The following is a 26,671-nucleotide window of genomic DNA, read 5'->3' as shown; positions in this document are numbered from 1 at the left end:
GCACCCAAGTCACTGATCCGACAGAACCCTAAGGCCACAAATACCCCCTCTCACGGCCTGTGCCTGTGGAACCCGGGTGATCTGAGGCATGTCACGTGACCCTTTCATCGTGCTCTCCCGTTAGTCATCCACGTTTGGCCTCACCGTGAGGCCACACCACGAGTGTCACACCGTGATCCATTGTGGTCAACCCCACCGTGAGGCATCATCCCGGCATGAGTCGACAACACCCGCAAATGCGCGTCCGCATGCCTCCCGAGCTGCGCACCCAGGTCGAGGAGGCTGCGAAGGAAAGTGGCCGGTCTCTCAACGCGGAAATCGTTCACAGGCTGGAGGAGAGCTTCGATTCAAGCTCCGTCCAGGGGCTGCGTGACGCTATCGCCCGATTGGAGCATCTACGCGAGGTAGAGGAAGCGCGTAGCGCCTCGTACCACGTGCGCGAGGCCGCCCTAAGCCTCGACATTGTTGAGATCCTTGGCCCTATGAATGACCAGCAACACCTGCCCGAACGCTGGCAGCGAGTTTATGAACTCGCAGAGGCCAATTTGTCCGAATTCCTCGAGAAGGCGGACGAGCACAGCGCGTTACTGGAAAAGCTCCAGACTCGCCTTGAAGACGCCAAAGCTCGTCGAGACGCCCAACAAGACGACCAAAGCAAGCAGCCGAACGAATGAAGCCGCCCGGTGGGCGGCTTCTTTGCAAAACAACAGCCTGCTGGTCAGTCCTGAATGGATGTCACACGTCCGTTCTCGAGGTATATGTATTCCCGGTCCCCCTCCTCAAAGGAGCCGTAGATCCACTGTTTGCTGGTCCCGTAAGCCGTTGTGGTTCTATTCACTGAGTCAGGGCGGCCTTTGATCAGATTCACGTCCGCTTCTGTCATCCCCACCACAACGGACTGTTGTTGCAGGCCGAAGTGAATACGTTCGAACAGTTCCTTCTCCTCGGGCGGCGCATCCTTAGCCTTTCGCTTTAGTTCCTTCATGCGCGCTTTCCGGCGCGCATATCGCTCTTCCGAACGCCGCTCTCGCTCTTTACGGATCTCTCGTTGACGCTCGATGCGCTGCTGCTCTAGACGCTCTTCTCGCGCCTTCCTTTCCTTGCGCCGCTTTTCCCGCTCAGCCTGGCGTCGCTCGTAGGGCGTCATATACTCAGGACGGCGTTCGATCTTGGTGGGGTCGTCAGCACACGGCTTATCACTGAACTCGACCTCTCCATCCACCTCGCACTTGTACACCTCGCCGACGGCCGACCCGCTGACCATCAGCAGGCCGGCCGCGACGATCCAGAGATAACGCGCCATCACTCCCTCCCTGTGCGCTGTGTCACAGGCAGGAGAGTAACGCGTCACGCCTTGCGCTGCATGTTGATGTCGAAGAACGGTGAGGTGCCGGCAGCCGCGTCGTTGGCATAGAGGACGTCGGCGGTGATCGACATGCTGGCGAAGTCCTCGGAAATGAAGCCGAGGTCACTCGGAACACCCAGCTTCACGCGCTTGAGGTGTGGCCGGACAGGCATGCCGCCCTGCGCATCGTTGAGCCCCTCGAAGTAGATTTCGAGCTCGGGCGACGCGCCCATCAAGGCGTGGATGATGGCGCTCTTGTGCTTGTCATAGTCGACGCCAACGGTGTCGCCGTCCTGAACGGCGCCGCCCTCCAACGGCCGGATGCCAGTGGGCGTGGTCTCGTAGTCGGTTCCCTCGGTGAGCACGGTCGCGGTGCCGCCCGGGTCCTTCGTAACCGTGAGCGTGTTGGCGGTATCCGACCAGTCCGGCACGTAGTCCAGCGGTGTCATCGCGCCCACGTAGACAGTGTGCTCCTCGCCGGTGACGCTGCCGGCCGACACCTCGGTAACGGTGCCGCGCAGGGCCATTTCCCAATTCTCGGGCGAGAAGTCGTGCAGCGTGATCTCCGCGGTCACGCCGGAAACTTGGCGATCAGCCGCGTAGTTGCCACCGCCACCGCGGTAGTTGCGCAGGGTACGCTCTTCCTCTTCGGCGGAAATGTTCAACGCGGAGACGTTGCCGACGTCGCGAAAGCCTTCGTTGGCGGCGCGCTTTCGCACGTGGACGACGCCGGTGCCGATCATTGAGTAGTTCTTGGCGGTCATTGATCAGTGCTCCCTGATACGGATGTGTGCGGCGCCGGCGGTTACTCAGCGACCTTGCGGGCCTTGAGCCGGCGCGCCTGGTCAGACGTGACGAAGAACTTGTCCCTCTCGGTGCCGTGGATTCGCCGGTGCACGTGGCTGCACTTGAGCGTGACCGTCTCGGTCTCGTTGGGATACGCGGTGTCGGCGTTCAGCGGCTTGGCGCTCTTGGTCTCGGTGGTCATGCGGGGCCTCCGTAGTGGTCGGTGTAGTCGATGGTGACGGGGACGATGAGGCGCACGAGGGCGGTGTCCTCCAGCTCGCTCCACGTGGCCGAGCCGGCCTCGGCGGTGATCACGCGCGGTATGTCACGGTCGAGGCCGACCAGGGCGCCGCGGATGTCGTGCAGGGCGCGGTCGAGCCACTCGGGCGGCGTGTCGTGCTGGCTCGCGATCACCTCGATCTCGACGGTGCGCGTGGATTTGATGTTGCCGCCCTGCCCGCTCACGCGGTCGTCGGTGCTGGGATGCACGGCCACCACGGGCGGGTCGATCTGCTGATGCAAGATCAGGTGCTTCGGCCAGCCGGTGTGCACAGCGGGGCCGATATCGGTCTGCCAGCCGTCGGCGGTGGTGACGGCCTGCAGCCGTGTGGTGAGCGACTGCATGGCCTGGATGATGACGAGTTCGCTCACAGCAACCTCTTGAGCTGGCGTTGGAATTCGCTGTTAAGACGCTCTTCGGCCTCGGGGGCCAGGTCCTCGCGGACGTCGCGCCAGACCTGATGCACCGACGGGCCGTGCTCGACCTCGTAGGCGTTCTTTCCCTTGCCGGTGCGTGTGGCGACGCCAAGGCCGCCGCTGTCCTTGAGGGGAATAAAGAAGGCGCCACGCATCTTCTTGCGCGGACCACCGCGCTTGACCTTCACGCTGATGCCCGCGGCCTTTTTCCCCGCGGGAATACCACGCAGTGGGTCGCCCTCGCTGCGGCTCGGGTGCTTGGCCTTCCTGGTCAGCTGCTTCGCGCCGTAGCGATCCAGGCGGGTCTCGCGCCGCCGTCCTGAGATAATCGCGAATGGACTGTCGTCCGTGGCCTTTTCCGTAATCCGCAGGCGATCGTTGACGTACTTCGCCTTGAGGTTCACCTGCTCGCGGATCGCCTTGCTGCCGGCGGTGCGCATCCGCCGCGCGGTGTCGTTGATGGCGAGCCTCGCAGCCTTTCGCGACACACTCCCGGCCTTGCCCAGCGCCGAGCGGACCTCGGCGAGGCCGTCGATGCGGGCGTAGCGATTGGCGGCCATCAGGACGTGAGCGTGCAGCTGGAGACGGTGACGTAGTCGTCGTAGCGGATGAGCCGCGCCACGCGGTAGGTCTCGCTACCGATGACGATGGTCTCGCCGTTGCGTGGGATGCCGAGCTCACGCGGCAGCGTAATGGCGATCTGCACCTCGATGACGTAGCCGTGACTATCGGGGACCTCGAGGTTGTATTGCCGCAGCGCCCGGCACAGCGTGCCCTCGTACTCGGCTTCGTAACCGAGCTCGCTGCCGAGGATCTCGGCAGCGGCGTCGGATAGCTCTTCGCTCATGAGTACGCGTCAGGCACGCCGGGCGCGCTGTAGCATCAGCGGCCGGGTCGGATAGAACATGGGGTAGCTGTACACCTCGGGCTGGACCCACATGTTCCGCTTCTCGTCCTGAACCACCCAGGCGTAGAAGTCCTGGCCCGGGGTATTCACGAAGTCGAAGCTCTCCGCCGGGGAGAACGCCACCTCGAACGCACCCGGGGCATTCCGCGGGAAGAACTTACAATCGTCTTCTCCGATGGCGACGGTTGAGCCGTCGTCGGTGCCGCGATAGTTGACGAAGTGGATGCCGCCGAAGTCGAACGTCTGGTAGGCGATGTTCTGCCGCAGCTGGGCGCTCTGCTGGTACTTGAACGCCTCCTTGGTCTCCTTGTGCGTCACCAAGTTGTCAAAGAAGCTGTCCCCGGCAAGGCCAACGATCTGGGTCTGCGGCGTCCATGCCCCTTTGGCCCCCTTTTGCATAGCGCGGACCACTTCGGCGCACTTCGCCTGTATGTCGGTCGTTCCAGTGCCCAACGCGAAGTTGATCTCGGCCGGCTGGCTAACCCCGAACTCGTCGAAGAAGTTATAGAGCACCGAACCGTCGGCATCGGTCACGATGCCCTGCACCGCGCCGAGGCGCATGTGCTCCCAAGTCAGCTCGATGTCGCGGCGCAGGGCCATCTGCCGGCGAGCCACCTCGGCCTGCACCTGCATTAGTTCGGACTCGGTGCCGAAGGCCCGAATACCCTGAATCTCGTCGGCCATGATCGTATCGCCCTTGGCGACACGCACGGTGCGGAAATCCCGGACCTTGCGGCGTTCGTGCTGCGCCTGCTCCAGCGGGGCGCCGCGCGGGCTGGACTGAACGAGCGCGAGTTTGCCGTCGCGCTCTTCGATCTCGAACTTCTCGGTGCGGATGCGCTTCACCTCGAAGAGGTTCATGTCGCCGAGCATGCTCGGCTGGTAATCCTGCTTGTTGATGGCAGCGGTCATCTCCAACGCGCTGAACGCGTCGGACTCGAAGACGTCCATCTGGGCCATTGGGTCACCTCGTGGGGCTGAAACGAAAAAACCGCCTCGAGGGCGGCCTTGGATCTGCGTTCGGGTGGTTGGGGTTACCGGGCGATAATGCCGTTGGCCGCCAGATTGGCGGTGCCGTTGTCGATGTGGGTTTGCGTGGCACCGCTCGGCCATACGAGCTCGGTCGCATTCACCTCAGCGTCCCGGGCCACAACGACTGCCTCCTTGGTGCCCTCGCCAGTATCCACGGCGTCGTAAAGCACAGCAGCCGCCGCCTCCGACCCGTCCGTGGCACCCGGTGCGTATGCGGTGTACTCGCCGGAAGCGGTCACCTTGCCCAGCACGGCCCCCGCCTCGAGCACCTGTCCGGACGCGATGGTCACGGTCTCGCGGGAGCGGCTCCCATTCGCTTCACTCACGAGGAATTCCCCGCGGTGCATGCCTTCAGTCTTAACGCCCATCTACACCTCCTTTGGGTCTTGAATTGCCCCACCGCGGGGGCGGCGTGGTTGCATTAGACGCTGGAATAGACGTCCGCCCAGTCCTTGCCACCGTCGGGCGCGGCAGTCTTCGGCGGCTGATGGTGGTTCAGTTCCTCGCCCGACGCCTGAGCCGTGATCTCGGTGAGCAGGGTCCGGGCGAATTCCGCGTCCATGCCGGTGCGGATCGCCTGCTCGGCGAGCTGCGGCGACAACTCCGCCGCAGCAAACGCGTCGCGAAGCGCGCCGGCGTTGGCGATCTCGGCCCGCGCCTGCTCCACGGTCGCGCCCTGCTGGATGAGGGCGTTGGCGAGGCTGTCGACTTTGGCCTCGGAGCACATCGCCACAATCTGCTGCGCGCTGGCCGCCTCCTGGTGCTCGCGCTCGGTGGCCGGCTCCTGGTCACCGCTCTCCGGTTCGGTGGCCTGCCCACCCTCGCCCGATTCGTCGGTCGCCTCGGTCTCCTCGGCCTCCGTGCTCTCGGTCTCCGCCGGCTTCTCCGGCTGCTCACTCTCGGCGGCCTTGCGGCGGCCGCGGCCGAACAGGGACAGGCTCATGTCCTTCACCTCGCTGGCAAACGTTCTGCGGTTAGTGCGTTGATCGGAAAGGTACTCATCGAACGCCGGCATGACATCGCGCACGGCCATGACCTCGTCCGCAAATCCAACTTCGATGGCATCGCGCGTGTTGTAGACCCGGGCCTCAGTGTCCCGGACGGCGCCGTCGCCCATGCCGCGGTTACGCGCGACCGTGTGGGCGAACATCGCGTAGAGCTCGTCGATCTCCGCCTGGATGTCGGCGCGGACGTCCTCGGGGAGCGGTTCGAAGGGGTTGCCGTCCACCTTATGAGCGCCGGCGTGGATGAAGGTCACGTCCAGGCCCATGTCCTCGACCATCTGGCTCTGATCGACGTGCATGGTGAGCACTCCCACTGAGCCCAGGTCTGCGGTGCGCGGGGCGATGATCCGGTCAGCGGCGCTCGCCAGGGAGTACGCGGCAGAGCAAGCGAGCTCGTCGGCCACGGCCCACATCGGTTTAATGCCGCGCGACTCATAGATGAAATCCGTCAGGTCGAAGCAACCGGACACCTCGCCGCCGGGGCTGTTGATGTCGAGCAGTATTCCGCGAATGGAAGTGTCCTCAAGGGCGGCTTCCATCTTGGCCTGAATGCCGTCATAGCCAGTCATGCCGCTGAACGGCTCCAGGTGGCCGTATCGATGCGCCAACGTGCCTTCGACGGGAATGATGGCGATGCCGTCCACGGTGTCGACGAGCCCCCGCTCGCGTGGGGCGAATCCCGCTGCGGTGGACCTCAGCTCCGCCGCGTCGACCGTGATGCCATCGGGCAGAGCCAGCGATCGCACGTCCAGCCGCTCCGCCAGCGCTCCCACGAACACGCGGGCATAGCTGGGCTCCACCAGGAGGGCGCGATTGAACACCCGGTGTGCGATGTGGCTGTAGTTGGTCATTCCTCTGTGTCCTCCGGCGGCTTCGTGCGGCTGCCGTTGTTGGCCGTGCGGCGGGGATCGCTGTCGAGCACGAGACCGCGGGCATCTGCCTGCTTGTTCTCTGCCTCAAGCTCGGCGTAGACGTCGTCGATGTCCCGCCCAGTCGTTTCGCTGATGATCTCGGCCTGAGTCTTCCAGCCGGCGCGCTTGCTCTCGCGTTGCGCGGCCACGTCCTGCTGGGGATGGATGTACGGCCAGGCCTGCGGGATCCAGCGCACGCGGTCGTACGCCTGTGGGCTATCACCAAATCCAGGAGCATCGAGCGCGCCACTAAGCACGGCGCGTCGCAGCCATACGGACCATTGCCGGCGGCACATCTGGTGGATGACGATGTGCTGTTGCATCTGCTGCACGCGCCGACGGAACTCGTGAAGAATCACGCGGGCCACTCGGTCGTTGATGCGGGAGTAGTCTCCGGTCAGCACCTCGTAGGGCACTTCCGAGCCTGCGCTGGTCGCGAGCAACTGCTGCCACAGGAAATCGGCGTAGTTGTCCCCAGCGGACGGCGGGCTCGCGAACGTGACGTCCTCGTCTTCCGGGTCGAGCTCGTTGACCATCGCCGGTTCCAGGGCGATCTCCGGCGGCTCATCGCCGGACTGGCTGACCTCCTCACCGGTAACCGGGTTAGTCGGCCCCTCGCCCTCGTCCGGCGGCCGACGGCGCACGAATGCGGCAAACAGGTTGGCTATCTGCTGACGCATAAGGGTGGCGTCGTCGTACTTGTCGACCTCCCACATGCGCAGAAGCACAGACGCGATTTGCGGCGTACCGCGGATTTGTCCAGGGCGAACCGGATCGAAGAGATGGATCACTTCGCTCGCGGACACGCGGGTGTACTGTCCGGCATCAGTAGCACCCGGGTACATTTCACCCGGGTGCCGGCGGTAGAACCAATACGCCACCCGGCGCCCAATGGGGTCAAATTCAATGCCGTGCCGGATAGTGTTCGCGCCGTGCTGCTGGTGGAAGTCCAGCGGGCACATCTCCGGCTCCATCACCTGCCACTGCAGCGGCACAGAAAGGCCGTCGGAGGGACGCCGAGGACGAGCGCGCAGGAAGGCCTCGCCACCCTGCAGCCAAGCATTGACCGCCTGCATCTGCTGGCCATAGACGCTCAACAGTCCCTCGGGATCCGACTCCGGCGCCCAGCGTTGCCAAAGCGCCTGCACTTCCGCCTGGAACGACTTGTCCGCTGCGAGCGACCGCGGCTTGATGCCCGTGCCGATAATGTTCGACACGAGCTTGTTAATCGCACTGCGACCATACGGGTCGTTGCGATACTGCGCCCGCGCACGATTGCGCAGCGTCTGACCAGCATTCGTGGCGGCACTCGTCGGACCAGCCCCCGACGCATTCCACGCCCGCGTGCGCCGGCCCTGGCTGGCCGCCTGGTATGGCGCGGCGCTCATACGCTTGATCGGCGCCCCGCTCGGCGTAACCAAAGGCCGCCCACCAATGCCGGTCATGTACCGGGAACGCTGCATCTACAACCCCTTGCTCGTGTAGACGCGGAACGCGCGCGGCCGGCGAGCCGCCTTGTGGAGCTGCCGAGCAATGTGGTCGCGCGCGGCCTTGAGCGCCCGCACGGACCGATACTCGATACGTTCACCGCTGGAGAGCGTGACACTACTCGCCCCTTTGGCGATGGCCGCGTCGACGCGGTCCAGATCCGCCTGCGTGTACGCCATGGTCACCTGCCGAGATAGCTACTGCGGGAGACTCGCCGACGACGGCGAGTCGGTCGTTGTTCGATGCCGGCCCCCTCGCGGATCGCGCGCGCCGTGTCGGCGCTCAGAACGAGCACGTTCTCGTCCCAGGGCCGCGCCCAGGGCTGCGCCGGTGCATCCCAGTTGATGCGCTCGCCGCCAATATGGATAAACACCGCCTGGTTATAGACGCAGAGGTCGAAGGTCTCGTTGGCCCGATTGCCGGGCTTTCGCCACCGGCCATCCGTGTCGCGGACCTCGTACGTGAGCTCGTCGTACCACCACCGGCCAAGCCAGTCGGGGATGTGCATGTACCCGGGGCCCGGGGACTCGCGATCCAGCATCGCGGCAACCGTGTCCTTCAGCTGGTCCGTGCCGAGCATGTAGATCGGCACGTCGCCGCGAGCACCAGAGCGGCGCTCCTTGCGCCCCGTGTTGTCCGGGTACGATTTGCGGATCCGCGTCGTGGTTCGCGTGGAGCTGCCCTTCACCAGCATCGCGCGCTTGTGCAGCCCTTCACGGCGCAGGCGCCGATACCAGGCATAGGCGTTCGGCGTGACGCCTTCCTCGCCCCCGGAATCGACGCCAACCATCGCGACCTGCATGCGCCGGCCGCTGTCGTCATCGAGGCGGTAGCTGCGCGGTAGCACGTCGCGCGTCAGGATGTCCCAATCTTCCGGCCGTGTAGCTGGGTCGATCGGCTGCGGCTCCTGGTCGTTGCGAGGGCCGCGGTCATCCTTGATGTTGAACCGGTCGATGATCCAGCGCTCGCCGGCTCGCCCCCAACCTTCCACCTGCACGACAAACCGCCGATTCTGGCCGCCCTGCACATCGACGGCGGCCGTCAGGAAGCGGACTCCCTTCGGCACCGCGCGCTTCGACAACGGTTCGGCGCGGTCGATCAGGCACTCACTGCTACGCCGGTTCTCACCGTGGCGATGCGTGTACGGTCGCCCCCAGTCCGTGTTGTAGACCGACTTCAGCGTCTCCTGATTGCCGGTCTCCGCGAAGTTGGCTTCAGCGGTCGCGAGCTTGGACGCCAGGCTGCGCCACGTCTGGTACGCCGCCGCCGGGCCCTCCATCCAGAACGAGGCGATGCGCGTGTCGCGGCGCTCCCCGCGCAGCTCACCGTCATCTGTCAGCCAGCACCCTTCGGGAACCCAACGGGCACCCCGGTTCAGTCGGCGCTTATCCCGCGGCTCCGGTTGGGCGCCGCAATGCGGACAGAATGGCCGTGCGCTCTCCGCGTGCCAGTGCTCCATGATCGGCTGATACCAACCGCGGCAATGGTCGCACTGCCAATAGAGCCGGCGGCGGTCGCCCTGGTTATAGATGGCGAGCGCCCCGCCTGCGGGCGGCGCCGCGTGCGGCTCGTCATCAGGCTGGCGCCAATCCGCATCCTGAACCTCGCGCCCGGGCGAGCACTCGATCATTGTCATACCGCTGGAGCCGAACGTCTGCGTCCGCTTCGACCCCAGCGTGAAGGCGTCGCCCTCGCCGTCGATGTCGTCCGGCAACCGGTCGTAGTCGGTGATCGCCACGAAGCGGTAGTCGGAGCTCGCAAGTACGTTCTTGCTCGGCCACTTGATGCCGAGGTAGTTGCCGGCACGGAACGTCTTATCGTGGACGTTGTTGTCATGCCCGCGTGGCGAGAGCTTCTTACGTAGATCGGGGCTGTTGAGCAGCGCGCGGTCGATACGCTTCTTACTGTACTCCCGCGCCTTATCCTCGCTGATCTGCACGATCAGCATGTCGCCCGGATCACAGGTGATCACGTACGCCGTCCAGCCCTCGAGCAACGCCATCGTCTTCCCGCTACGTGCCGGGCCGATGAACACGACTGCGTCGTAGAGCCGGCTGGCCAGGCAGTCCAGCGGCTCCTGCATATAGGAGGCTACGTCCGGGCTCCAAGGCGTCACGCGCCCTGCCCCGTCAACGACCATGAGGCTTTCGGCGGCAGCCTCACTCGGTCGAATGCGACGCGGTGCCCGGAGCAGCTCGGCCACGTCCATGCGGATCTGCCGAGCGCTCGCCAGGTACTGGCTCTGATCAATCCCCATCGTCGTCGATCACTGCCTGATACAGCTGCTCGCGCGTGGCATCCATGAGCTCCTGCACACGCTGGATCGCCTCGGGCGGCAACCCCGCGTCGCGCTCGAGCACGTCCGGAAGCCCTTCCAATGTGTTCACGACCGCCTTGGCCAACCGGCTCATCTCCTGGTGCGCGTCCTCTGCATAGAGCAACTCGCCGAGGTCGCGCTCGAGCCTTATCCGCTCGTTCTCGGACTGATACCAATACTTGCGGTCAGCCGGCGGCAGGCGATCCGGATCGATACCGCCCTCGCCTACCCCCGGCACCGTCTCTACGAAAAGCGCCGGGCCGACGTGCTTCAGCGGATAGAGTGGCGCTCCGTTCCGGGTGCCAACCGGCGCAACCCCAGCAGCACGTAGGCGCTTGCGCACGGTGTCGCGGTGGAGGCCGAAAGCATCGGCGATGCGCGAGATGTTCCAGCTGTACGCCTCGTCGAGTCGGCTGACCTCTGCCACCGTGCTTTCATCCCGTCGTCGGCACCTTCGTCACCAGCAAGCCCTTGTACTCCCAGCGATTCCGGCAGGTGCTGCTGACGACCCAAGGGCGCCGAAAATTTGCCGGAATCCGCGACTCTGCGTACCCGTGGGACTGGCTCTCGCCCCAGGGTCCCCGGGGTTCCGCCGGCGATCACACCCCGACGATGAACCGCCCGCCGACCGTCACGGCCCCGACGACCAGCACCCAGAACAACCGCTCGCCCCAACCGACGACCACACCGGAGCGCGTAACCTTGCGCTCCACCTCGCTGAGGCGTTGGTCGTGGTCATCCACTCGGCGCACGAGGTGATCCATCGACCCGGATTGCTGACTAAGGCGCTCCTCGACACGCGCGATCTGCGCCATGGCATCCGCCAACGTGTCCAGCTTGTCCTCTATGCGCGTCAGTCGTGCGTCGAGGTGCTGAGTCATTTCCCTGTCCATATCTGTACCGGCGTCTGACGCCGCCATCACATTGCCTCGTGCTCAGCCCGCCACCGCCGCAGGGCATCGACCTGAGCGGCACAGCGGTCACGCTCATCGATCACGACCGGCAGCAGATCCAGGGCGTCACCAATGGTGCTTGCGGCCACCGGTGACTGCGGGCACTCAGTCGCCATCCACGCCGGCGGCAGCAGCGTCCGGGTCTGCGGCTCTCGAATCACTTCGGTAGTCCCGCAGCCGCTCACGGAGAGCGCGAGGCAGATGCACATCCAAGCAGTCGCGATACGCTGTACTGCCCTGCTCACGCGCCTGGTCGAGTGCATCACGTAACTCCCCGATCTGGGCGTCTCGCGCGTCGGCCTTCTGGCGTTGCTCGGCGAGGAGCTGCTCGCGGAGCGCGGCTTCCTGTCTCTCGGCTTCGAGCGCCTCGACTGCGCTGCGGTGTGCGGCACGGTATTGCGATGCGCGCATGGACGCCGCCTCGATCTCTGCTTGGGCTGCGCTCATGCGCCAGTACAAGAAACCCACGGCGGCCATGGCCGCAATCAGCAGCCCAAGAAGTACGCGCGAGCCGATCAGTTTCGAGGCGAGCCGGCCCAGCATCCCGGTTAACCAGCTCATCCCCCGATTCCCAGCAGCAGCTCACGCCACCAGCGCCAGATCCGGGCGACGTATGTCTTGGTCTCCCGAGCGTGACGACCGGTGACATCCGGCAGGCAGGCGATGATCTGCCGGTACAGTGCCGCGTTATCACACCGGCGCTGCGCGGCGAGGACGTTCCCCAGTCCGGCGTTGTAGCTGGCCACGCCGAGGCTGTGCCGGTCCGCCTCCGGCCGAGGCGCCGACCACTGCGACCGCAGCTGGCCCATGTAGTACGCGCCGGCGATGATCGCGGGGCGCGCGGCGTGCGGGCTCACGTGGCCATAGCCGAGTTGGCTAGCGACCTGCTCCCAGGTCGCCGGCATGAACTGCGCTAGCCCGCGAGCGCCGACCGGCGACACGGCGTCCGGGTCCAGCCTGCTCTCCTGATAGAGCTGTGCCTTCCACAACCGCCAGTCCACGGTCGGCATGTACCGTTCCGCGGCCTCGCGGATGTCCGCGTCGTATCGGTCGGAGATGCGTACAGCATCCGCGGTCGCCGGTAGCACCACCACGACGGCCAGGAGCGCAGCGACGGCCCGCCTCATCCAAGCAGCAACCCCATCAGCGTCGCGGCACCGATGAAGCGCAGGCCGTAATACACGGCCGCCGCCAGCGGCTCGTGGAGAATCGTGCTCGACACTTCATACCAGTCGCGCCCAGCCGCCCGGTCGAGCAGACGAAACACACCCCAGAGCAGCGCCAAGGCCACGAGCGCCAACCCAATGTCGAGCACGGTCGAGACGACGATCACCTCGCCCATTGATCACCCCGAAAACAAAAAAGCCGCCCGAATGGGGCGGCCAAGGAGGAGAGTTCTGCATCACCCAGCCGAGATGGCTAAGCCCAAAACGAAGAAACCGCCTCAGTGGGCGGTTTGAATTAACCGGAAACGGTGGCTACGCTGACCATCTCCATTCGTCCAGTTCTCGTTGAGCGCGACGTTCTGCTTGCTGCTGCCTTCGCTTCTTGTCCAGACGCTTCTTGCTTCCGCCCTTCAACAGCGCCGCTCTCCGTCGCCTCTCATACTCATCTAGCGCCTTGACGCTCAGTTTGACCCACCACTCGTAATCGCCACCAAGCACTGAAACAAAGGCGCCCAAAGAGCCTTCATTGAAGTCCCGCTTATCCTCCGGTGAGGAAAAGTCGAACCTGAACCACTCCCCGCTAGAGCGTCGATCCGAGAATCGGCTATGAAGCGCTGACTCAACTTCCAACGCCGTCCTTTTTGTATTGCCAACGCACGAAATTGCAAAGAACCGGGCGGGGATCGGACAGCTTGACCGAAGAGCAGACAACCTGTCCCCGATTCGTCCGGAGTATCCAAACTTTACATAGCCAGGGCCGTCACCGTCTTGGCAAAGCATCGCGTAAACGTAGTACCGCGATGGTGTCCTGAGATCAGGTAGAGTAAAGACGCCCATAGACTGGAGGCACCAATTCTACGTTAATGAAATGGTCCCACTTGCCTGCGCATAAGTCAAGCGGCAGCCAACCCTATTCGTCCGGCGAGGTAATAATGAACCTGCTCGATCCGCCGGCGATACTTGTCCATGCTTATCCCGCAACACTGGGAGCCCACTTTGTCAGGAACACCCCGAATGTACTTCTCCCGCAGAACCGCGCGCAGTGGCTCCGTCATTTCGCAGACAATCGCCTCCACTTGCTCGACCTCGCCCGGCATAAGATCGTAACGAAACCCGCCCGACGAACCAGCACCAGGTCCTTCAGTCATCGCCTTGTGGATAGAGTTGCGACTCGGGTAACCAATCCCGAAATCTGCACGTGACCGCATGTAATCGCCCCAAGCCCAAAGCCGCCGATCAATGTCATCAAGCACTACGCCGCCTCCTATACCGGTTCCATCATTGCGTTGATTACGAGCACGCCTGTTTTCTCGCTCTCACCTTGCGATGACAGGCCTTGCACCGTGGAAAGTTGCCAGGGTTGAGCAATCCTGACGCTGGACCGGAAAGCCGGCCGCAAAGACTCAGTACTGAGCCCGCTTCCGTACGCCGGAAGTAGTGATTGACGTGACCGCTTCTGGTGAGCGGATGCGCCCACCCCTCTCGAAACTTCTCTGGCTTGCCGTAGGCCAGATACGCATTCGATGGTCCCTTGCCGGTCATGCCGCCTCCCGTTGCTCTGCCATAACCTCGCGGATCGTCACCACCGTCTTGCCCTGGCCCCGCGGTGCGCTCACCGGCCGCGCGACCAGCCGCACCACGCACTCGGGGTTGTCATCGCGGATCAGCCCGAGGCCGTGCGGATTGCGATCGGTGCAGACCACCAGGCAATCCAGCAGACCCTTGAGGCCACCGTAGAGACCATCCCAATCCGGCAAACCCGCGCTGTGCCTCTCGATCTCGATCCGGCATTGCTCCATGGGCCGACGGCGTCGCGCCCCGATGGCCGCCCGGATTCGCCACGCCAACCGCTGCACGTACCGTCGCCGCGCCTTCCAGTGCATGCGCAGATACTGATTCAAAAGGATCGTTGGTTCCGGTATCTCAAAACGGATGTAGTCACCGCTCACGCCGCCCCCTTCACTGACAGCAATCCCATGTCATAGCGTCGCCGGATCGTCCGTTTCATTGCCCGGTGGAAGTAATCGCGCTTCTCCTCGCGCGACGCCTTGCTGTTATGCAGCCAGCTGTGGCAGCCGTTACAGATGTCGGCGCCAAAGACGTCATCTGCTTTCTGCGCCTTGCCCTTGCCGTCCTCGCCCCAGTCCGAATGGGCGAACTGCACCGTGTCAGCGAATCCGTTACACCAGGGGCTCCACATCGTGCAGTCCTGGCCGTGCGCCGCTTCGCGGTATGTCTTGGAACGAATGGGTGATCGCTTCGGGATCATCATCCTTTCCGAACCTCCAGCATTTCCCGTGCCCTGTCGGTGATGTGGAGCGGCGCCCGCAGCTCCTCGGCCATGCGGTGCGCGCGCTGCACGTCCTGTTCGCTGTTGATGTCAGCCCGCATGCTCAGCAGGCCGTTGCGCCACTCCAGACCGACATAGGTCCGGGTGGCCGTCTCTCGCACGTCGATGGTGATCCGTCCTCCGGTCACGCCGCCCTCCCCGGCATCATCTCCGCCATTTCGGCCACCTGGTCCTCGTCGAGCTCAGGCCACCACGTTTCCGCGACGTAGCGGCACAGCGCCCGGTAGATCTCTTCCCACTCCGCTTGATCCATGTTCGCGAATGACAACGACTGCGGGGCGTAGACCCGGACCACCTCGCCATCCGTGGTCACCGCCTCCACCTCGTCGCACGCGACCCGGGCATCCAGCTGGAGGCGCTTGATCGTCTCGTGAGCATTCAGTCGATCGAATCCGTCGATGTTGGCGCGGACCAGATCGGCCAGACGGTGAGCGCAACGCCACTGCCCCAGGTGCCGTGGCTTGGTGAGTTCGGCCAGCAGCTCGTCGCCGACGTGATAACCGCGCTCGCGGCACCGGCCCTGCGTGATCCCGTCAGCCGGCGCCAGCATCCCGTCACGGGTGACGCGGAATAGGAGACGTTCGCGCCGCTTCGTCATGCCGCCTCCTTCAACTCCAATGAGTCGCACGCATCGATACGACGACCAATCCACTCAGCAACCGGCACCGCCCAGCTATTGCCAAGCGCCTTGTAGCGCGGTCCGTCCTTCGCGAGCCGCTGTGCCTCGTGCTCGGACATGTCGGGATAGGTGCGGAGCAGGTAGACGAGCATGTCGGCCTCGACCTTCCGCGCCTTGCCGGTGGGGATCAGCGTGTAGTCGTCAGGAAATCCCTGCAGGCGCTCGCATTCACGTGGCGTGAGACGACGCACTCGTGTCCCGCGCCCAGTACCATCCTCACCTGCATCGAAACCCTCTCCCGTCAGGGCGTGAGTTTTGTCCCCGGTGATGCAGGGCAGTATGGGGGCGCCGTCGCCGTCGCCGTCGCTAGATGGTCCCTTGTAGTCGCGGGCCTTCAAGGCGGGCGACGTTTCAGGTATCAGCCCTCCGTCGCACTCGGTATCGGTTCCGAGTCCGCCACCGCCGCGAGTGCGCGCGCTAAAGGTGGGGGCAGAACCTTGCCCCGCCTCTCGGCGCGGCGCAGAATTCCTGCGCAGGCTATCGGGCTCAAAAAGAACCGCTGCGGCAGGCCGCCAGTCTCCAAAATGGCCGACAACGAACACACGGCGGCGTCGCTGGGCCACTCCGAAGTACTGAGCGTCAAGCGTCCGGTAGGCCCACCCATACCCGAGTTCTTCCAGCCCTCCGAGCAGGGCGCCAAACGCCCGTCCGTCGTCGGATGACAGGACACCGGGGACGTTCTCCCAGACCACCCAGCGGGGGCTATAGCGTTCAGCAATGGCAAGGTAGGTAAGGGTGAGGTTGCCACGCGGATCATCCAGTCCTCGGCGGAGTCCCGCGACGCTGAACGACTGGCACGGGGTTCCTCCGGCGAGAACATCGATATCTGCATTAGGCCACTCCTCGAAGCGGGTCATGTCGCCCCAGTTCGGTACTTCCGGGTAGTGATGGGCAAGCACGGCGCTCGGAAACGGCTCAACCTCAGAGAACGCGAGCGGCGTCCAGCCGAGCGGATGCCATGCCACGGTCGCGGCCTCGATGCCGCTGCACACGCTGAGGTAGCGAAGCCCCATCAAGCCACCTCCCCAAGCTCCGCCACGGCTACCGGCCGCACATGCTTCCACCCTTCACCGCGCCTGATGCGCGACACGGTGGACGGGCTAACGCCGAATCTCCGACTAATCGATGCCCCGCTCTCGCCGCCGCCCAGGCATCGCTTGATCTCCGCCGCGGTGTCCTCATCGATCTTGGCCATGCCGTGCTTGCTGCCCACGTTGTGATCGGGCGGGAACCGGCGCGGCGGATCTACGCGCCTTGAGTAATCAGGCATCGGGAGATGCTTCCAGACTTCACCGCGGATAGCGCGCACCATCGAGCCGTCAGCCCCGACCAGATACCCCGGGTATTCCGGCATCTCCCGAAACCGTTCATTCGGTTGCATACGCCGCCCTCCCTGCCGCTGCCGAGCTCACCGGGTCCGTCGCGCGACTCGCCGGTGTCTCGGCGAGCATGTCGATTTGAGTTGCCATCACTGCCCTCCCAAACTCCAGGCGATCACCCTCGGGCTCGCCACTCTCTCCGGCACCGCTCGCGCAGATCGTCGGCAGACCGGCCCCCGTGTCGTGATCGCCATCGAGCGATCCAAGCCCGGACGTACTCCGGGTCTCCGTCGGCGCGGGCCACCACATCGCGTGCCAGGCAGTCCCGGAGGTAGTCCGGGTCCATTCGCCCTGTCGGGACTGGCCGCAGGGGATCAGCATCGTGCCGGTGTGCCATTGGTGTTCGCTCATGCCCTCAGACCTCACAGGTACTTGCACCCGGATTCCTGCTCGGCCTCGCGCTGGGCCGCCTCTTGGCGCGCAATGTTGCGACGCCGCACCTCGTCGTACGCCTCCGGTGTGCAGTCGTGGAATCGGGTGCACTCACCCTCGTAGATCAGTCGAACGGTTCCGGTCGGGCCGTTGCGCTGCTTGCCGATGATGAACTCGGCGGTTCCCTTGTCCGGGCTGTCCTCGTTGTAGACCTCATCCCGGTAGACGAAGGCGATGACGTCGGCGTCCTGCTCCAGCGAACCGCTCTCGCGCAAATCGGACATGCGGGGGCGTTTGTCCGGGCGGTTTTCGAGGCTACGGTTGAGCTGGGAGAGCGCGATCACCGGCACGTTCAGCTCCTTCGCCAGCTGCTTGAGGCCGCGGCTGATCTCGCTGACCTCGAGGTTGCGGTTTTCGCCGCGGCCGCTCATGAGCTGCAGGTAATCGATGAGGATCAGGCCAAGGCCATGGCGCTGCTTGATGCGACGCGCCCTGGCGCGCACGTCGGTGACCGTCAGCACGCCCGAGTCGTCGATTACCAAGGGCAGGCTGGTCACCTCGGTGGAGGCATCTGTGATGCGGCGCCAGCCGTTGTCCGCCAGCCGACCGGATCGGATCTCGTTCAGCGGCACGCCGCTGCGGCTCGACACCTGGCGGTCAATGAGCTGATCGGTGGGCATCTCCATGCTGAATACGGCCACCGTATGCCCGGCATCGGCGATGTTGCCGCCCATGCAGAGCGCGATGGCCGTCTTTCCCATTGAGGGCCTGCCCGCCACGATGATCAGGGCGCCGCGCTCCAGACCACCCAGCAGTCGATCCACGTCCAAGTAGCCCGTGGGAATGCCCGTGATATCGCCGGTTTTGTTGGCGCGCTCGTCCATCTGGTTGACCCAAGCGGGCATCGATTCACGCACCAGGGCCGGACCGCCACCGGTTTCCCGGCCGATGTCGAGCACCGCCTGTTGCGCCCGGTCAAGCTTCACGCCGACGCCGCCGGGTTCCTGCACAATGCGCTCGAAGCTGCGCCCGGCCTGGATGAGCTCGCGCTCTACGGCGCGGTCACGCACGATCTCGGCATAGGCGCGGATGTTCACGGCGCTGGGCGTGTCACGGGCGAGCTGTCCGAGATACTCCTTGCCGCCAGCTTCATCGAGCGTGCCGGCTTGACGCAGCGCTTCAAGAACGGTGAGCAGGTCCACATCCTCGCCCTGCCCATCCACGGCGAGCGCCGCGGTGAACGCCTCGCGGTGACGCGCTTGATAGAAGTCCGCAGGGCGCAGGACGTCCGCCACCTGGCTGATGGCGCCGGTATCGATCAGCAGGCCGCCAATGACTGCTTGCTCGGCTGGGATGCTGTGCGGGGGAACTTCACGCTGCATGCTTCTTCTCCCGGTACTGCCCCTCGATGATCTTGGCGAAGTTGCTGGGCCTCACGAGCCACTCAAGGCTCGGCGTGAACGGGCCGCGAGTTCCTTCCTTCTGCCCGGTCAGGAACGGGCACTCCTCGGCAATGAAGCGAAAGAACCGCTCCCAGTACTCCAGGCGTTGGCGCTTTTCGTCCTCCCGCCAGCGAGCGCGCAGATACTTCTTTCGGTTGTCATTCCAGGTCTTCACCGGCGGGTTGGTCGGCAGTATCTGGTGGTAGAGCTCGATGATTGCCTGATGGGGGCAATCCGGTGCGCCGGCAGGCGCGGCGGATGCCTCTTCCCCGTCAGGGGAAGGAGAACGGATACCGGACTCAGGAGGTTGGCCCCACCTCGAAACAACCTCTGATTCACCTACGTGCCCGCCTTTGGCCCTGCTTGCTTGCGCGCCATCGCCTAAGTCACTGTCATTCGGCGAAATTCCGGCCTTGTTGTATGGCCCTTCCTGCGGCCCTACCTCTGGCCCTACCTTGGCCCTACCTTGGCCCCACCTGTTTCGCTCAGATTGATCCGCCATCGCGTACGGAAAGCCGAAAACGAATGACCCCAGCGCCGGCTGGGGTTCGAGCAGTCCAAGGCGCACAAGTGCGTCGACCGCGTACCGGACCTTTTTGCGAGTTGCCGTCACAGCCTTGCGCCCGGGCGCTGATGGAGTGCTCAGTAGCTCACGCACCGTCTGCTCCGATATCCGGCAGGTGAGCCCCACAACGCAGCTCTCGAAGTCCATGCGGCGCTTGAGCCCCGCGTAGACCTTGCTCAGCTCCGGTGGCTCGTCGGCGAGCGCTACCCACTCGTCGTCGGTGAGACGGATCGCCGGCATTACGCAGCACGCCTCTTGCGCTCCTCACGTCTCGGGTGCCCGAGTGCTTCGCGCACGTCATCGGCCCACGCGCGCACGCTCTGTCGTTTGCGCTGACTGCGGCCAATTCGGTGCGACTGACGGTAAGCACGGCGCCAGGCAGGGCTCATTTCGCCACCCTGAGCCTACGCCCCTCCGTCCCGGCCCCCTGCTCCACCTCATGCAGACGCCGATCCATCGACTCCAGGTGGCCGATCATTTGCGCGATGTGCTCGCGGGTCTCCGGAATTGCGGGCAGGTCGTGCTCGTCGATCACGTGATCGCGCAGAAGGACAGCGAGGTCGGTGCTGATCGCGCCGAAGTCTTCGTAAAGGGAGCCCGCTGACTGGAAATCACCCGCCGGCCCCCTCGCCCGCCGCTCGGCGTAGTAGCTCCCCATCATCCGGGTGATGTCGGCCCGGCAGTCCGAGCGGAACGGCTCGTCGAGACTCTCGATCCAGTGGTCGAGGACGTCGGCGGGCGGCAGGTTCTCGCCGGTGATCCAGCGCCCCACACGCTTGATGAGGCTATCCAGCAGCCGGTCGTACTGATCTGCGCTATTGGCCGTGGATGGGTTCGGAATCCGCGTTACTTCCTCGGGCGCTGCCTCAAGGGCCTCGGCCAAGCGCCGCGCGAACTGGGTGCGGCTGAGCTGTGTGGTCTCGATCATCCGCTGCGTATGAAGTCGCAGCGCGGCGATGATGGTCTGCGGCTGTCCTGCGGTGGACGTGGTGCTGCTCTCCGTCACTCCCTACTCTCCTGGTTGTGAGGCTGATGACTGGAGAGGGGCACATCCCATGGGTACGCTGGTTGCTGCGACACATACCAACGAGGCAAAGGAGGCCCCTCATGATCAAAGTGAAATATCCCCCGGAGACGCTCACGCTCTACGCGCTAGTTACCGCGCTTCTCTCGGAGCGCTTTGCCGCGGCGGACGACCCCGATCAGCTGCTGGCGAAGATGACCGAGACGCTCGGTGCAACGGACCTGACGGCCTTCCTCTACACAGATGGAGAAAGTTGGGATGGGGCGGTAAAACGTGCGAGCTCAGTCCTAGCCCAAATACGCCAAGAACATCCGTAACCATTCGCATGGACGCGCGCCACGCCGTGATCGCGGCGCGGCGCAACCACCCCGCGTCTTCTTCGGCGCATAGCCAAACGGGCGTGCCCGTCTCGTGCCACTCGCGCAATTCCTGCCCGCGCTGCTCCCATAGGCGGCTTCTGAGCGCCGCCATCGCCTCGCGAACCTCTGGCGTCACTGGCGCCAGCTCGTCCGCCTTCGCCAGCTTCCAGAGTGCTTTTGTCTGGAGGCAGCGCGCCCTGTACTGCTTGGGTGTCATGGATACTCCCTGGGCCGGCAGTTGGCCCATCGCGCGTACCAGTCGAGCTCTGCGAGCTGACAGTCGATCCTTCGGGTCTCTACCCCCGGGTGCGCGGCAACGTCGGCGGACGGCCCGCGCACCACTCGCGCAACATCTGGCCAATGGCCGCCGGCGTTCCCACCGCGGCGTAGCGCTCAATGCACAAACCCATTGGATCGAAGACCGAAAGCACGTAGCCGGCGCGGGTAACATCGATCGAGGCGGTGCAGCCCTCGCGGGTGTAGTCATCACCGAGGTAGGGATTTGCCGCCTCGGCGGCGGCCGCGTTCTCCAACCTCTCCGCCCGGTCATTCATCAACGCTGCCTCGGCACGCAGTTTCTCGGCTTGCGCTTTCTTGATGTTCCACGTGGGCACGTCTCCCTCCTGGGCCCGCAGCCCTCTACCTGTAAGGAGCGCCCGCGCCTCGCGGGCGCATGCGACCATCAGTCGCATCTGGCTCGGCTATGCCGCTGCGTCCCGCTCGTGGGAGCGGCTGCATTCGATGGTGTCTGGCGATGGGCCGAAGACGTCCGGGCGGAGCTCTTCCGCCGTGACGGCGCCGCCGGTCGCATACTCGATCTGGCGGCATCGGATAGGCGGCACGCCATTGCGCAGCCACTGACTGACGGCTCCCTGCGTGACTCGCCGATACCCCAGTCGTGTGATCTTCTCTGCCAGCCCCGACTGGGTGTTCTTGGGCTGGCACAGCCACGTATGTAGATCCATGGCGGAAATAATAGCTGTGCTACTACCACATATCAATAGTGGCGCTCATGGAGAATTTATAAGGGACGCTATTACTTTATGGTGATGGCACGCACACTGAGCCCCGACCAGCGCGAAGCGGCGCGACGCCTGCGTCAGCTGTGGGACCGTAAAAGGCACTCATTGGGCCTGACACAGGAAAGTGCGGGCGAACGCATGGGTATGACACAGGGTGCCGTTGGGCAATACCTCAACGGGCGAATCCCACTGAATCCCAAGGCGACCCTACAGTTCGCCAGGTTACTTGGGGTCCACCCAACGGAGATTGACCCGTCTTCAGATCTATGGCCGGAAGGCAGTTGGCAGCAAGATGCCAGCGCGAAGGCACAGACGTCAGAAGCAGCCGGCCCAGTTGCTCCTATCATCACATGGGAGAACCCGGAGGACCTTCCACAGGACCAGTACGTCCTCGTGGAGCGACGCCGTGTAAAGCCCTCTGCTGGCGAGGGAGCGCTGATCTTTGAAGAAGAACAGGCACCGCCTCTCGCGTTTACGACGAGCTGGATCAAGCGCGAGGGCCTGAAGCGGCACAATCTCGTCATCGTCGGTGCGTCCGGCGACAGCATGGAACCGACGATTCATGACGGTGACTCGCTGATGGTCGACCTGGGACAGACGGAGGTCGTGGATGGCTTGGTCTACGTGCTTCGCTACGGCGGCGAGCTGCGCATCAAGCGCCTATTTCGCCGCTACGACGGCGCCCTTATCGTGCGCTCTGACAACAGCGCGAAGTACCCCGAGGAAGTGATACCGCCCGAGCATCTCGACGGGCAGGTCCAAGTGATCGGGCGCGTGGTCTGGCGGGCCGGCGGGGTTTCGTAGCTAACGCGCCAACAGGAGTCATGACGAACCGCAACAGGGAGGATGCAGCATGTCGCTCTTCGATGACGACGCCCAACCGATTCAGGCCGTCAACTACCGCGCCAACCTGAAGAAGGCCACCGAGTCACTGCTCGGGATCTGCAAGGGTCTCATCGCCGACCAACGCCTGAACGAGCAGGAAGTCGTGTTCCTCGACGCCTGGCTGCGCGACAACGCCATTGTGCTTGACCGCTGGCCCGGCAACGTCATCGGCGAGCGGGTAAACGCCGTGCTGGCCGACGGCGTTGTTACCGATGAGGAAGCGCAGGACCTGGCCGAGACGCTGGCGGAGATGGCCGGCATAGATCTCTCCCAGGGCGTGGTTTCCGGTCTCTCCAACCGGACCGAAGCGGAGCAGGCGTCCGGCGACATCGCGTTCGCGGGGTGCAGCTTCTGCTGCACGGGGAAGTTCATCTACGGCCCGCGTCGGAAGGTGGAAGCAGCCATTGCGGAGCGCGGCGGCGAGCCCCGTAAGAACGTTACGCAGGACCTCGACTACCTGGTGATAGGTGGCCTCGCGAGCCGCGACTGGGCACACACAAGCCACGGCCGCAAGATTGAGGCAGCCATACAAAACCGTGACGCTGGGCACCCGGTTGTCATCATTGAAGAAGAGCACTGCCCTTTGAAATAGGGCACGGCGGGGCAACGGAGGGGGTGACCTATGGAATGCCCAGCATGCGGCTATAGCCGCCAAGAGACAGACGATGCGCCCGAGTGGCAGTGCCCAAGCTGCAAGCGGGCGTATAACAAGGTCGGAGCGCAAGGCGCCAGCGCAATGCCGTCGACATCGAGCCGGCCAGCACGACCGGCTGTTCGTGCCAACCACCGCGGCGTTGCACTCCCATTGGTAATCGGTTTGGCCATAGGCATTGCGGTGGGCTATTTTGCGGGCCGCGAGCATCTCAAATACGAGCTGCGTGCCGCCATGGCAGATGCCTGGTCCGGCTTCTCTTTGGGCGATCCCTTCACTGATGACACGCCCCCGCTAGATCGCGAACAGCCAGAACCGTCGGCGTCGGAGTCTTCATCGGCGTCGACGCCAACCATTGGCCCGACTCTGCCGGTGAAGCTTGTCGCAAAGGAGTATCGGGACATGGATCTGCAGCGGTCGTCGAATCCCGATGAGCACATCTACTTGGAGCTCCAAATGAGCAACGCTCTGGGGCGCGACCTTCGAGCATTCCGTGGCATGCTTGTCCTTCGTGACATGCTCGGCGACACCATCACCAAGCTGCGCCTGAAAGACAACACCCCTCGGGAAGCTGGGACAACCTGGCTATGGCGCGGGGCGACGGGGTACAACCCCTTCGGCGAGCGGGACAAGGCGCTGCGAAACGCCTCCATCGACAACATTACGGTGTCGTTCCAACTCCAGAAGGTGGTATACGCGGACGGGTCGAGCGAGGAGTTTTGACAGCCGGGGCGGCCGTCATGTGCACATGCATGCGCGCAGACACGGCGACATCGGCCAAACGCCCGGCGTGTGGGTCCGATGACGTGATCCCGGCGGACTCGCCTCGGGCGCGAGCGGAAAGGAATGCCTGACCCCTGGGCCCAACTGAACACCGCCCACTTCATTGGGCGCGTGGTCTGGGGGCGGCGTGGAGGTGTAGGAGCAAAGGAAGCTATTGACGAGCAAGCGGCGGGCACATGACGGATGACGAGCTCAGGCGGCTGCTCCGCACAAGCAAGGTTGTGCGAGGTCCATTGCGTTGGCGCGAACAGCCAAACAACAGCCACTTTTACCAATGGTCTACTCCGGTGCTTGACGAAGACGACGTTACCATTCCGGGCCTCAGGTTCGAGATGAGAAGGCGTGCACCTATCGTGGCGGATGAGTGCAAGGATCTGTTCACGTTGCTGTACCTCCATCGTGGTCAGCGGATGCGCCTTCTCCAATTGGAGGTCTGCCCGCGCGCTAAGCGCTCTCATAGCAACGGAAGAGGCAGACCAGATGTATACGGCCCGCACCTACATGTCCTCGACGAGCGACCCTCTGGGGTGGTGAGAGCCTGCATCTCGAAATATGATTGCGCCCACCATTGGCAGTGGCTGTGCCGATTCGCCCGGCACGGAAACCTCAGGCTAGACTTTGAGTACGAGGACCCCTTAGCCCCAGACGATGGAGGGCTAGGTCTATGAACTGCGAAGCGCTGATACGAAATCTTGGTTTTCGCTGCCGCGAAGTACGAAGCGCATCGCGGCGCGGTCCAGTGTATGCGCTCGATACGCCTTTCCACTTCCCGGATGGGGAGGCATTCACTCTGTACGCTGTGCCTCACGCCCCCCAGGTTGTGGAGCTGAGCGACAATGGCGACACGCTCATGCATCTTATGGGGCTTGGCTTCCCGCTTGATGATCGCCGCCGCTGGCGGGGGCTGCGTGACCTTTGTGAGAAGTTGCATCTATCGCTTGAAGAGCGCGGCGACGTGCGCACCCAGCTGTATTCTGACGACCTCGCGTCTGGAATCGAGCAGTTCGGATACTTCATGCATGCGGTATGCGAGTGGGAGGTGGAGCATCGCGGCCTTACCGATCATGACCACGTGTTCATCGACGAGGTAGAAGTCCACTTGCGCGCCTGGAAACCTGACTTAACGATCACTCGCGACATATCTGCGTATGGTGCGTCAGGCTCACCGCGCAAGTTCGACTTCCTGCATGGCGACACTCTGGTGGACGCAGTGCGCCCTTCTTCCCAGAAGACGGGCGCTGAGCTTCGCAAGGTCTTAGACGTAGCCAACGGCGACGACGAACGGCCCATTCTGGTCATCATGGATGATCGTTCGGATGCACAGCGCGCTCGCGAGGAAACTGCCATCTTGGCGACGGTCGCCCGGGTTATGCAGATGAGTGCGCTAATCAGGCACGCCCCCGTGGTCTCGGCTATACGGTCGCACTAGCAGACGCCCGATCCCATCACCCTCAACCCGCCACCCGGCGGGTTCTCTTTTACAGCGCCCTACCTCGCGGCCTCGCCGAGAGCGCGAACCCCAGCGCGCGGCACACCGCAACCAGGTCGGTCAGCCGCTCACCACCGTTCTATGCACCTCCAAGTCCAAGCGATCCCCCCCCCCCCCAACTGAGCCATAGCGCGCTCAAGTTCATAATGACTCTGGAGATTCAACCAGAACTCCGCGCTCGTGCCGAAGTAGCGCCCCAGCCGCAGCGCCGTGTCCGCGGTGATGCCCCGCTCACACTTGATGATCTCGTTTATCCGGCGCGGCGGCACGCTGATGTCCTTGGCCAGCCGGTACTGGCTAATGCCGAACTCTTCCAGGTACTCCGCTAGATGCTCGCCCGGGTGAATCGGGCCGGTGTCTGGTGTGCTCATGCCTACACCTCAGTGTCCCCGAACCGCGTGTTTATGACGGCGACTCCTCCAGCAAGTCGTCCAGGTCCACCTCGAGCACGCCGGCGATCTTTCGTAACGCATCGACGCGCCCGGTCCGGTCACCGCGCTCGATCATGGCTACGTACGACTGTGACACGCCAGCCTGCTCGGCCAGTTCCGTCTGGGTCAGCCGGCGGTGTTCGCGCCAAACCTTGACGGGATTCTCCCCGGCCAGCAACCGATCCACCACGTCGCCCGGCACCACCTCGTCGCGCCCTTCTTCCAACTCGCGTGTCGCGCGGTCGAAGGCGGTAACGTCATCCAGCTCTTCAGCCTTCCGCAACAGGTCCTGGTACTCGTCATACGGGATGACCGCGTACTCCGGCCGCCCTTCTCGCTCAATGATCTGTGCGCTCATTTGTACACGTCTCCCCTGGGGCCGATGTCCAGCACCAGAATCACCAATTCACCATCCTCGACTCTGTATATAGCTCGCCACCCGCCCACTCTGAGCCGGAAGCCGCTCCGGCCTCGCAGCTTCCGGGTATCCAGATCAGTGCGCTGCGGGTCCTGCGCCAAGCGTTCCAGCGCTTCTCGAAGCTGACGCTGCTGTTTCGCCGGCATCTTGCGCAACCCCTTGATCGCCGACTTCTTGTAAGTGATTTTGTGCATGCATCGATTATCACAATACGTG

At 64.1% G+C, this 26,671-nt stretch carries 41 protein-coding genes; 6 read left to right on the top strand and 35 right to left on the bottom strand.

All coding sequences use genetic code 11. The annotated features are described in order from the left end of the window. The first annotated feature begins 215 nt into the window (after positions 1-215). A complete protein-coding gene (locus ACPEES_RS06805; RefSeq protein WP_435102366.1) occupies positions 216-674 on the top strand; it encodes an Arc family DNA-binding protein in 459 nt (152 codons plus the stop codon). A 44-nt stretch (positions 675-718) separates the two neighbouring features. On the opposite strand, the gene ACPEES_RS06800 is transcribed toward ACPEES_RS06805, so the two are convergent. The 30 genes from ACPEES_RS06800 to ACPEES_RS06655 form a co-directional block, all read right to left on the bottom strand. Beyond that, positions 719-1,303, bottom strand: a complete 585-nt coding sequence (locus ACPEES_RS06800; protein ID WP_435102364.1) for a hypothetical protein — start codon at positions 1,301-1,303, stop codon at positions 719-721. Positions 1,304-1,347: 44 nt separating this feature from the next. Further along, positions 1,348-2,109, bottom strand: a complete 762-nt coding sequence (locus ACPEES_RS06795; protein WP_435102362.1) for a hypothetical protein — start codon at positions 2,107-2,109, stop codon at positions 1,348-1,350. Positions 2,110-2,150: 41 nt separating this feature from the next. Further along, a complete protein-coding gene (locus tag ACPEES_RS06790) occupies positions 2,151-2,333 on the bottom strand; it encodes a hypothetical protein (protein WP_435102360.1) in 183 nt (60 codons plus the stop codon). Continuing rightward, positions 2,330-2,782 carry a hypothetical protein gene (locus ACPEES_RS06785; RefSeq protein WP_435102358.1) on the bottom strand — a complete coding sequence of 151 codons (453 nt, stop codon included), beginning with the start codon at positions 2,780-2,782 and terminating at the stop codon, positions 2,330-2,332. The genes ACPEES_RS06790 and ACPEES_RS06785 overlap by 4 nt, the downstream gene beginning before the upstream one ends. After that, positions 2,779-3,387 (bottom strand): phage tail protein, encoded by a 609-nt coding sequence (locus ACPEES_RS06780; RefSeq protein WP_435102356.1) that lies wholly within the window; start codon positions 3,385-3,387, stop codon positions 2,779-2,781. The genes ACPEES_RS06785 and ACPEES_RS06780 overlap by 4 nt, the downstream gene beginning before the upstream one ends. After that, entirely contained in the window at positions 3,387-3,674 is a 288-nt protein-coding gene (locus tag ACPEES_RS06775; RefSeq protein WP_435102354.1) for a hypothetical protein, read from the bottom strand. Before ACPEES_RS06775 ends, ACPEES_RS06780 begins: the two co-directional genes overlap by 1 nt. A gap of 9 nt (positions 3,675-3,683) precedes the next feature. After that, on the bottom strand, positions 3,684-4,694 hold the full coding sequence (locus tag ACPEES_RS06770; RefSeq protein ID WP_435102352.1) for a major capsid protein: 1,011 nt from the start codon (positions 4,692-4,694) through the stop codon (positions 3,684-3,686). Between the two features lie 74 nt (positions 4,695-4,768). Beyond that, on the bottom strand, positions 4,769-5,134 hold the full coding sequence (locus ACPEES_RS06765) for a head decoration protein (protein WP_435102350.1): 366 nt from the start codon (positions 5,132-5,134) through the stop codon (positions 4,769-4,771). Positions 5,135-5,187: 53 nt separating this feature from the next. After that, the gene (locus tag ACPEES_RS06760) at positions 5,188-6,621 is read right to left on the bottom strand and encodes a S49 family peptidase (RefSeq protein ID WP_435102348.1); all 1,434 of its coding nucleotides are present in this window, start codon (positions 6,619-6,621) and stop codon (positions 5,188-5,190) included. Continuing rightward, entirely contained in the window at positions 6,618-8,069 is a 1,452-nt protein-coding gene (locus tag ACPEES_RS06755) for a phage portal protein (protein WP_435102346.1), read from the bottom strand. Before ACPEES_RS06755 ends, ACPEES_RS06760 begins: the two co-directional genes overlap by 4 nt. Positions 8,070-8,144: 75 nt before the next feature. After that, entirely contained in the window at positions 8,145-8,348 is a 204-nt protein-coding gene (locus tag ACPEES_RS06750; RefSeq protein WP_435102344.1) for a phage head-tail joining protein, read from the bottom strand. A gap of 2 nt (positions 8,349-8,350) precedes the next feature. Beyond that, positions 8,351-10,426 (bottom strand): phage terminase large subunit family protein, encoded by a 2,076-nt coding sequence (locus ACPEES_RS06745; protein WP_435102342.1) that lies wholly within the window; start codon positions 10,424-10,426, stop codon positions 8,351-8,353. Beyond that, positions 10,416-10,913: a DUF1441 family protein gene (locus ACPEES_RS06740; protein ID WP_435102340.1), complete on the bottom strand. Its 498-nt coding sequence runs from the start codon at positions 10,911-10,913 to the stop codon at positions 10,416-10,418. Before ACPEES_RS06740 ends, ACPEES_RS06745 begins: the two co-directional genes overlap by 11 nt. Positions 10,914-11,085: 172 nt before the next feature. Next, positions 11,086-11,367 (bottom strand): hypothetical protein, encoded by a 282-nt coding sequence (locus tag ACPEES_RS06735; protein ID WP_435102338.1) that lies wholly within the window; start codon positions 11,365-11,367, stop codon positions 11,086-11,088. 38 nt (positions 11,368-11,405) lie between these two features. Continuing rightward, positions 11,406-11,648: an Rz1-like lysis system protein LysC gene (lysC, locus tag ACPEES_RS06730; RefSeq protein ID WP_435102379.1), complete on the bottom strand. Its 243-nt coding sequence runs from the start codon at positions 11,646-11,648 to the stop codon at positions 11,406-11,408. Beyond that, the gene (locus ACPEES_RS06725) at positions 11,545-12,000 is read right to left on the bottom strand and encodes a hypothetical protein (protein WP_435102381.1); all 456 of its coding nucleotides are present in this window, start codon (positions 11,998-12,000) and stop codon (positions 11,545-11,547) included. Before ACPEES_RS06725 ends, lysC begins: the two co-directional genes overlap by 104 nt. Further along, complete coding sequence (locus ACPEES_RS06720) at positions 11,997-12,566, bottom strand: transglycosylase SLT domain-containing protein (RefSeq protein ID WP_435102336.1); 570 nt, start codon at positions 12,564-12,566, stop codon at positions 11,997-11,999. The genes ACPEES_RS06725 and ACPEES_RS06720 overlap by 4 nt, the downstream gene beginning before the upstream one ends. Then, complete coding sequence (locus ACPEES_RS06715; protein ID WP_435102334.1) at positions 12,563-12,781, bottom strand: hypothetical protein; 219 nt, start codon at positions 12,779-12,781, stop codon at positions 12,563-12,565. The genes ACPEES_RS06720 and ACPEES_RS06715 overlap by 4 nt, the downstream gene beginning before the upstream one ends. Positions 12,782-12,917: 136 nt before the next feature. Next, entirely contained in the window at positions 12,918-13,385 is a 468-nt protein-coding gene (locus ACPEES_RS06710; RefSeq protein ID WP_435102377.1) for a GIY-YIG nuclease family protein, read from the bottom strand. 113 nt (positions 13,386-13,498) lie between these two features. Further along, positions 13,499-13,858, bottom strand: a complete 360-nt coding sequence (locus ACPEES_RS06705; protein WP_435102332.1) for a hypothetical protein — start codon at positions 13,856-13,858, stop codon at positions 13,499-13,501. A 285-nt stretch (positions 13,859-14,143) separates the two neighbouring features. After that, a complete protein-coding gene (locus ACPEES_RS06700; RefSeq protein WP_435102330.1) occupies positions 14,144-14,554 on the bottom strand; it encodes a hypothetical protein in 411 nt (136 codons plus the stop codon). Beyond that, a complete protein-coding gene (locus ACPEES_RS06695; protein ID WP_435102328.1) occupies positions 14,551-14,877 on the bottom strand; it encodes a nuclease domain-containing protein in 327 nt (108 codons plus the stop codon). The genes ACPEES_RS06700 and ACPEES_RS06695 overlap by 4 nt, the downstream gene beginning before the upstream one ends. Continuing rightward, positions 14,874-15,083: a hypothetical protein gene (locus tag ACPEES_RS06690; RefSeq protein WP_435102326.1), complete on the bottom strand. Its 210-nt coding sequence runs from the start codon at positions 15,081-15,083 to the stop codon at positions 14,874-14,876. The genes ACPEES_RS06695 and ACPEES_RS06690 overlap by 4 nt, the downstream gene beginning before the upstream one ends. Continuing rightward, positions 15,080-15,553, bottom strand: a complete 474-nt coding sequence (locus tag ACPEES_RS06685; RefSeq protein WP_435102324.1) for a hypothetical protein — start codon at positions 15,551-15,553, stop codon at positions 15,080-15,082. The genes ACPEES_RS06690 and ACPEES_RS06685 overlap by 4 nt, the downstream gene beginning before the upstream one ends. Beyond that, on the bottom strand, positions 15,550-16,647 hold the full coding sequence (locus ACPEES_RS06680; protein WP_435102323.1) for a DNA cytosine methyltransferase: 1,098 nt from the start codon (positions 16,645-16,647) through the stop codon (positions 15,550-15,552). The genes ACPEES_RS06685 and ACPEES_RS06680 overlap by 4 nt, the downstream gene beginning before the upstream one ends. Then, a complete protein-coding gene (locus tag ACPEES_RS06675) occupies positions 16,647-17,015 on the bottom strand; it encodes a hypothetical protein (RefSeq protein WP_435102321.1) in 369 nt (122 codons plus the stop codon). The genes ACPEES_RS06680 and ACPEES_RS06675 overlap by 1 nt, the downstream gene beginning before the upstream one ends. After that, the gene (locus ACPEES_RS06670; protein ID WP_435102319.1) at positions 17,002-17,364 is read right to left on the bottom strand and encodes a hypothetical protein; all 363 of its coding nucleotides are present in this window, start codon (positions 17,362-17,364) and stop codon (positions 17,002-17,004) included. The genes ACPEES_RS06675 and ACPEES_RS06670 overlap by 14 nt, the downstream gene beginning before the upstream one ends. Before the next feature lie 11 nt (positions 17,365-17,375). Then, entirely contained in the window at positions 17,376-18,767 is a 1,392-nt protein-coding gene (gene dnaB / locus ACPEES_RS06665) for a replicative DNA helicase (RefSeq protein ID WP_435102317.1), read from the bottom strand. After that, positions 18,757-19,632 carry a hypothetical protein gene (locus ACPEES_RS06660; protein WP_435102315.1) on the bottom strand — a complete coding sequence of 292 codons (876 nt, stop codon included), beginning with the start codon at positions 19,630-19,632 and terminating at the stop codon, positions 18,757-18,759. Before ACPEES_RS06660 ends, dnaB begins: the two co-directional genes overlap by 11 nt. Before the next feature lie 145 nt (positions 19,633-19,777). Beyond that, positions 19,778-20,398 (bottom strand): hypothetical protein, encoded by a 621-nt coding sequence (locus ACPEES_RS06655; RefSeq protein WP_435102313.1) that lies wholly within the window; start codon positions 20,396-20,398, stop codon positions 19,778-19,780. A 101-nt stretch (positions 20,399-20,499) separates the two neighbouring features. On the opposite strand from ACPEES_RS06655, the gene ACPEES_RS06650 reads away from it, so the two are divergent. Then, on the top strand, positions 20,500-20,733 hold the full coding sequence (locus ACPEES_RS06650; RefSeq protein WP_435102311.1) for a hypothetical protein: 234 nt from the start codon (positions 20,500-20,502) through the stop codon (positions 20,731-20,733). A gap of 338 nt (positions 20,734-21,071) precedes the next feature. On the opposite strand, the gene ACPEES_RS06645 is transcribed toward ACPEES_RS06650, so the two are convergent. Both ACPEES_RS06645 and ACPEES_RS06640 read right to left on the bottom strand, forming a co-directional pair. Beyond that, positions 21,072-21,389, bottom strand: coding sequence for a hypothetical protein (locus tag ACPEES_RS06645; protein ID WP_435102309.1), 318 nt, complete (start codon positions 21,387-21,389; stop codon positions 21,072-21,074). A gap of 87 nt (positions 21,390-21,476) precedes the next feature. Then, positions 21,477-21,740, bottom strand: coding sequence for a transcriptional regulator (locus ACPEES_RS06640; RefSeq protein WP_435102307.1), 264 nt, complete (start codon positions 21,738-21,740; stop codon positions 21,477-21,479). A gap of 78 nt (positions 21,741-21,818) precedes the next feature. Here ACPEES_RS06640 and ACPEES_RS06635 point away from each other — a divergent pair, with 78 nt between their 5' ends. The 4 genes from ACPEES_RS06635 (at position 21,819) to ACPEES_RS06620 (ending at position 25,546) form a co-directional block, all read left to right on the top strand. Then, positions 21,819-22,601, top strand: coding sequence for a LexA family transcriptional regulator (locus tag ACPEES_RS06635; protein WP_435102305.1), 783 nt, complete (start codon positions 21,819-21,821; stop codon positions 22,599-22,601). Positions 22,602-22,650: 49 nt separating this feature from the next. Continuing rightward, the gene (locus ACPEES_RS06630) at positions 22,651-23,274 is read left to right on the top strand and encodes a BRCT domain-containing protein (RefSeq protein WP_435102303.1); all 624 of its coding nucleotides are present in this window, start codon (positions 22,651-22,653) and stop codon (positions 23,272-23,274) included. 225 nt (positions 23,275-23,499) lie between these two features. Continuing rightward, entirely contained in the window at positions 23,500-24,057 is a 558-nt protein-coding gene (locus ACPEES_RS06625; protein WP_435102301.1) for a hypothetical protein, read from the top strand. Positions 24,058-24,781: 724 nt separating this feature from the next. Then, on the top strand, positions 24,782-25,546 hold the full coding sequence (locus ACPEES_RS06620; RefSeq protein WP_435102299.1) for a DUF1828 domain-containing protein: 765 nt from the start codon (positions 24,782-24,784) through the stop codon (positions 25,544-25,546). A gap of 128 nt (positions 25,547-25,674) precedes the next feature. Here the strand turns inward: ACPEES_RS06620 and ACPEES_RS06615 are convergent, their stop codons facing one another. The 3 genes from ACPEES_RS06615 to ACPEES_RS06605 are packed head-to-tail and all read right to left on the bottom strand — an operon-like array spanning position 25,675 to position 26,649. Then, positions 25,675-25,977, bottom strand: coding sequence for a HigA family addiction module antitoxin (locus ACPEES_RS06615; protein WP_435102297.1), 303 nt, complete (start codon positions 25,975-25,977; stop codon positions 25,675-25,677). 31 nt (positions 25,978-26,008) lie between these two features. Continuing rightward, on the bottom strand, positions 26,009-26,395 hold the full coding sequence (locus tag ACPEES_RS06610) for a helix-turn-helix domain-containing protein (protein WP_435102295.1): 387 nt from the start codon (positions 26,393-26,395) through the stop codon (positions 26,009-26,011). Continuing rightward, entirely contained in the window at positions 26,392-26,649 is a 258-nt protein-coding gene (locus ACPEES_RS06605) for a type II toxin-antitoxin system RelE family toxin (RefSeq protein WP_435102293.1), read from the bottom strand. Before ACPEES_RS06605 ends, ACPEES_RS06610 begins: the two co-directional genes overlap by 4 nt. Positions 26,650-26,671 lie beyond the last annotated feature (22 nt).

The organism is Arhodomonas sp. AD133 (assembly GCF_051195215.1).
Classification (GTDB): domain Bacteria; phylum Pseudomonadota; class Gammaproteobacteria; order Nitrococcales; family Nitrococcaceae; genus Arhodomonas.
This window is presented reverse-complemented; position numbering and strand designations above follow the sequence as displayed.